The 5,567-nt window shown below is 63.0% G+C and carries 4 protein-coding genes and 2 pseudogenes; 4 read left to right on the plus strand and 2 right to left on the minus strand.

The features are described 5' to 3' along the window. Positions 1–539: 539 nt before the first annotated feature. The 4 genes from tatA (at position 540) to rodA (ending at position 4,904) form a co-directional block, all read left to right on the plus strand. Positions 540–788, plus strand: coding sequence for a Sec-independent protein translocase subunit TatA (tatA, locus tag NBW77_RS06775; RefSeq protein WP_207386771.1), 249 nt, complete (start codon positions 540–542; stop codon positions 786–788). Between the two features lie 328 nt (positions 789–1,116). After that, complete coding sequence (locus tag NBW77_RS06780; protein WP_250279446.1) at positions 1,117–2,301, plus strand: magnesium transporter CorA family protein; 1,185 nt, start codon at positions 1,117–1,119, stop codon at positions 2,299–2,301. Between the two features lie 106 nt (positions 2,302–2,407). Beyond that, positions 2,408–3,292 carry an alkaline phosphatase family protein gene (locus tag NBW77_RS06785; RefSeq protein ID WP_242605496.1) on the plus strand — a complete coding sequence of 295 codons (885 nt, stop codon included), beginning with the start codon at positions 2,408–2,410 and terminating at the stop codon, positions 3,290–3,292. Between the two features lie 418 nt (positions 3,293–3,710). Beyond that, positions 3,711–4,904, plus strand: coding sequence for a rod shape-determining protein RodA (gene rodA / locus NBW77_RS06790; RefSeq protein WP_250279447.1), 1,194 nt, complete (start codon positions 3,711–3,713; stop codon positions 4,902–4,904). A gap of 110 nt (positions 4,905–5,014) precedes the next feature. On the opposite strand, the pseudogene NBW77_RS06795 reads toward rodA, so the two are convergent. Together NBW77_RS06795 and NBW77_RS22735 are read right to left on the minus strand one after the other, a co-directional pair. Then, positions 5,015–5,143: pseudogene (locus NBW77_RS06795) on the minus strand (integrase core domain-containing protein); the annotation flags it as partial. A gap of 38 nt (positions 5,144–5,181) precedes the next feature. After that, positions 5,182–5,567 (minus strand): annotated as a pseudogene (locus NBW77_RS22735) (hypothetical protein); the annotation flags it as partial.

Below are 5,567 nucleotides of genomic sequence, written 5' to 3' on the forward strand. Positions count from 1 at the left end.
GGTCATCGCCGTGGCGAGCATGGCGAGCCCCAGCCACTCCCGGTCAGCGTGGATGAGATTGTGTTCACCGGCGAGCAGGGCGGGGCCGTGCAGGACCCCCAGTACGACGACGGCCGTGGCGACCGCGACCCCCGACAACACCCGCAACCAGGAGGAACCCGATGATCCCGGACCCGGTCGGGACGAAACGTGACGAACGGACGGGAACTCAACGGGGTGGACTTCAGCCGTCACCATGCCTATGGAAGCCTTTCACTGTCGGCTCACAATCAGCCCCGGCGGGGACCCATGCGTCTCACGTCACGGTACCCACGCCCGGTGCTACGGCCGGGGCCGTAGCACCGGGTTCCGCAGAGGCCGTCTGGTTCGGCCTGATTTTTCAACCTCTGCCCGCCCTCTCGCCAAAGACAAACCGGGGATGTCCGCCGCGAGCGGCCAGCGGCCGGCACCGGCTCCTCGCCCCGGGCACGACCCACCACCCGGTTACGATCAATTCATCAGCAGTCAAGTCGACTTCAACCCTGGATGGAGGAGTTTCCATGGGATTGGGCGAGTTCGGTCCATGGCATCTACTGATCGTCGCGGTGGTCTTCGTGCTCCTGTTCGGCTCCCGGAAACTTCCCGACGCGGCCCGCTCACTGGGACGGTCACTGAGAATCTTCAAGGCGGAGATCCACGGATTGCGCGACGACTCCCCCACAACACCAGCGGTAACCGGCGACTCCCCACAGACCGGCACGACCAGCAAGGACGGCCAACCAGCCGGCATCCACCCCCAGACCGACTGACCACCCACATCAAGACAGTGACTCCCCGGGGGGATCTGCGAGGAACACGATCCTGGCACTGACCTTGTTCGGTGCGGCGGGCATCAGCAAGCACTCCCAGGGAGAGAGGCCAACAGACGGAGATCGCAGGAGTGATTCTGCCGACACGCCGCACCAGGTGTTTCGGCCCTCCCCCATCCACAGGGCTCAACCATTGCTCTCGGCGGGTTCGACGAACCTGTAGTGGCAGGTTACGGAAGGTGATCGGGCAGCATGGGTGGTGGACCCCGACATCGATGTCGTGTCCACGGGCCCGTCGGGCAGAGTCGACGTTGAGGAGAAGGCGAACGTGACCGGACAGGACCTTGGCTCGACTTCGCTCGGCGCTTTCCAGGACGGGGAGGGCGAGGTGCAGCGGTTCGCGAAGGCCGTGGTCGCGCCAGTCGTTGGGGTCTCGGGTGGGGTGTTGCCTATTCAACCTGTCCAGGGTCTGTTCTCGCATGACCGGGATCCGGACCCGGCGTTTCAGCGCTGCGTCGCGGCCGATGGTGCGACCCGGTGCGTGGCCCGTACCCGGCTGTACCGCGAGGGAAAGTTGGAACTGGAAGGCTTCCCCGTCGCGGACATCAGTGACTACATCGATGAGGAGGGTGTGACGGTCTGGCTGGATCTGCACAGCCCTGACCGAGCCGATCTGGCTGTCCTGAGCGAGGAGTTCGGTCTGCACCCGCTGGCGGTTGAGGACGCCGTGAACGTGCATCAGCGGGCGAAACTTGACCGGTATCCGGATCATTTGTTTGTGAGTGCCTATGGTGTGCGATTGGAACCGGTCGCAGGTACGGTCGTCACCAGCGAGGTTGCGGTCTTCGTCACCAAGAGGGCTCTCATCACCGTCCGCAAGGATGACGGGCTCGATATTGAGGCGGTTATGGAGCGGTGGGACGCCAACCCTGACCTTGTCTGCCACGGCGTGGGCTACCTTCTCTATGGCCTGCTCGATGTTATCGTCGACAGCCATTTCGAGGCGGTGCAGGCTCTCGATGCCGCGATCGAGGACCTGGAGGACACCTTGTTCGCCGATGTTCCGCAAGGAGCCCTGGTCCAGCGGCGCAGCTTCGAGCTACGCAAGAGCCTCGTGCTGACCCGCCGGGTTGTCCTGCCCATGCGTGAGGTCGTCAACGCGCTGATGCGCCGCGATCTGCGCATCGTCGTTGATCCGATGCAGCCCTACTTTCAGGACGTCTACGATCATGTCCTGCGCGCCAGCGAATGGACCGAAAGCCTACGCGACCTTGTGACCACGATCCTGGAAACGAACCTGACCATCCAGGGCAACCGTCTCAACGAGATCATGAAGAAGCTCACATCCTGGGCTGCGATCATTGCCGTGCCGACCGCGGTGACCGGTTTCTACGGGCAGAACGTTCCCTACCCCGGAGTCGGCCAGCACTGGGGATTCGCGGTGAGCACCATCGCGATCCTCGGCATCGCCGGCATACTTTACCTCGGGTTCAAACGACGCGACTGGCTGTAACCATATTCCCAGTGGTGAGGGTCGACCCGCCGAGGCTGCCGGGCGACGGCGTTCATCCCGGCGCCGGCTACCGTTACCGGGGGTGGCCCCCTCCGAAGGAGAGATCGTGTCACGTATCCGCCTCGCCGTCATCGCGGTTCTGCTGACTTTGGCGGCGTGCTCGTCCGGCGGGGCTGCGCCGGCCGGGACATCGCCGGTATCGATCTCGACCGGCACGGGAAGGGGCGGTGTCGCGGGGGTGGTGTCGCGACGGGATCATGTGGTGGTTGTCGTGATGGAGAACCATTCGTATTCCGACATCATCGGACGAGCATCCGCTCCCTATATCAACGGACTCGCAGCCCAGGGCGCGTCGTTCAGCCACTCGTCCGGGGTCGCGCATCCGAGCGAGCCGAACTACCTGGCCCTGTTCTCCGGCTCCCCGCAGGGAGTCACCGACGACTCCTGCCCGCATACCTTCTCCGCAGCCAGTCTCGGCGAGGATCTGATCACAGCCGGCGATACTTTTGCCGGGTACTCGGAAAGCATGCCGTCGGACGGGTACACCGGCTGCACCAGCGGCAATTATGCCCGTAAGCACAATCCGTGGGTGAACTTCCCGAAGGTGGGGGCCTCGGCTAACCTCGGTTTCAGCCGGTTCCCGACGAACTACTCGACGCTGCCCACCGTGTCGTTCGTCGTGCCGAATCTGTGCAACGACATGCATGACTGTCCGGCCGCTACCGGCGACACCTGGCTACATAACAACATCGACACTTATATGCAATGGGCGAAGACGCATAACAGTGTCCTCGTCCTCACCTGGGACGAGGACGACAGCGGTCACAACAACAACATTCCGACCGTGATTGTCGGGGCCGGTGTGAAGACCGGCACCTTCACCGAACACATCAACCACTACAGCGTCCTGCGTACCCTCGAGGACATGTACCATCTACCCTACGCGGGCAACAGCGCGTCCGCAGCACCGATCACCGACATCTGGCAGTAAAATATTTCAGTATAAATCACCGATGAACCCGAGATCAGGATCACCTTATTCGATCCCATCGGCGGAGGCGGCGTTGCCACGACCAGGCCGGAATATAGCCGGGATGAGGTCGGCCGGTACATTCCGAACGAGGGTCATCTTATCGACCGGTTGACCGACCGCAGCGAGAGGCATCACCAGGCCTGTGACTTCACAACTGTTGGGCAGTGCCGGCAGCTGTGATTTGGAGGGAACGTGCAGGAGCACGTCCATCGGCGGCGACGAGATTTCTCCGACCGGCACCGCCTCGGAACGTGGGTGGCTGGATGCAGCCAGGAGCAGACGGGCTTCCCCTGCCGCCACCGGACTTGCCCTGTATGCCTGCTGCCACAGCAGGCATACAGGGGCGTGTTGATGTCGCGGCAGCCGGTGAGGCCCGATGACGTTCGGTGAATTGAGCATACGGCGACGCGGAAAACCGCGGACACCGATACGCCGGATACGTGCACAGGTCCTGCCGGGAATCGACTGGCTCCTGGTCGCGCTGACCACGACACTGTGCGGCACGGGTGCCCTGTGTATATACGCGGCAACAGCGGCCGGTCTGAAAGCCGGCGGGTTGAGTCCTTACCGGTATCTGGAACGGGACCTGGTGAATCTGGCGATCGGGTCACTGCTGTGCGCGGGTGCGGCGGTATGCAACTACCGGCTGCTCGCGGCACTTGCTCCCGCCCTGTATGCCGGGACATGTGTGCTGCTGCTCGCCGTTCTCACCCCGCTGGGGTCCCGGGTCAACGGCGCTCACGCCTGGTTCAGCTTCGGCTCTCAACAGTTCGAGCCGTCAGAACTCACCAAGATCGTCGTAATCTTGATGCTTGCGGGACTGTTGTGTCAACTTCCTGACGGCAAGGTCAAACCGCGTACCCGTGACCTTGTCCTATGCCTGGCCCTGGTGACGGTTCCGTTGCTGCTCATCCTTGCCGAGCCAGCTCTCGGTGTCGCCATCGTCGTTGCGGTCCTGGCGTTCGTCCTGCTTGGTCTCGCCGGCGCCGGCATCCGCTTCCTCGTCGTTCTTCTACTCGCCGTCACGCTCGGCAGCGGCATCATCGTGCAACTCCACCTCCTCAAGCCCTACCAGGAACAGCGGTTCACCGCACTGGCACACCCGGACCAGGACACCAGCGGCTCGGGCTACCACACGGTGCAGTCCCTGACCGCGATCGGTGACGGCGGTCTGTCCGGCCAAGGCTTCCTACAAGGCAGCCAGACCAACGGCTACTTCGTCCCGGAACAGCAGACCGACTTCGTCTTCACGGTCGCTGCCGAGGAAGGCGGCTTCGTGGGCGCCGGCGCCCTGCTGCTCGCCCTCACCGCTATCTGCCTCCGCGGCCTGCGCATCGCCGAAAAAGCACCCGACATGTTCGGCAAACTGGTCGCCGGCGGGGTCGCGGTGTGGTTCGCCGTCCAGACATTCGTCAACGTCGGCATGACCATGGGAATCATGCCCGTTACCGGACTACCCCTACCCTTCGTCTCCTACGGCGGCACAGCGGCCTTCGCCGACCTCATCGGCGTCGGCCTCCTGCTCAACGTCGCACGCCAGTCCCGATATGGCACCCCAAGACCGATCTAGTATCTCGTGATTCCACTTTCTTTACTTGACGTTAATGGACCCGTAAAGAATCAAGTTATTCTTCTGTCGAAGCGACAGAACCGCACCGGGATCTGTGGAGGCAACGTCGCTTACGCTTCGGCGAGCATATCAGCTTCCCGGTTTAGCCGGTAGGCCTCTTCATACTCGACCGGCGGCACGTTACCGATCGAGCTATGAAGACGACGATGGTTATACCAGTCCACCCATTCCAATGTTGCGACGACTCCTTGAATCCACCGTTATTTAATTCCGGCGCCTAACCGCCGGTCAGACTGTCCGAGGTGGGCAGCTTCTGGGCGGTGGAAACGGCCTGGAAATTCATCCCGAAGATTGCCGGTGTGCCGACCTTCGTTGTCCGGCTGTGGTCATAGCCGTCGATCTCGTTGAGGACGGCCTGCAACTTGTAGCTGTCGTACTGCTGCGTGGCGGCATTGTCCTTGGTCCAGTCACCGGAGCCGAAGCCGAGGGCGCTGGACGGCTTGCCTTCCCGGTGGCCGACGCCGCGGTCACCGTCCTCGCCAATGCGGCCTATCTGCTCGGTGGGGAGAACACGAAGGATCTGGACACCGTGGTGGAGCTCGTTCCCCGGTAGGTCACCGGACGCTCCGAGCGGTCGGTCAGCGCAGGATGCCGGTGTGACCG

Source organism: Frankia sp. Cppng1_Ct_nod, from assembly GCF_920656135.1.
GTDB lineage: Bacteria > Actinomycetota > Actinomycetes > Frankiales > Frankiaceae > Protofrankia > Protofrankia meridionalis.

Bases quoted from the DNA above. Each gene is read 5' to 3' on its own strand.
- tatA (WP_207386771.1), top strand. From the start codon at position 540: ATGGGATTGGGCGAGTTCGGTCCATGGCATCTACTGATCGTCGCGGTG.
- rodA (WP_250279447.1), top strand. From the start codon at position 3,711: ATGACGTTCGGTGAATTGAGCATACGGCGACGCGGAAAACCGCGGACA.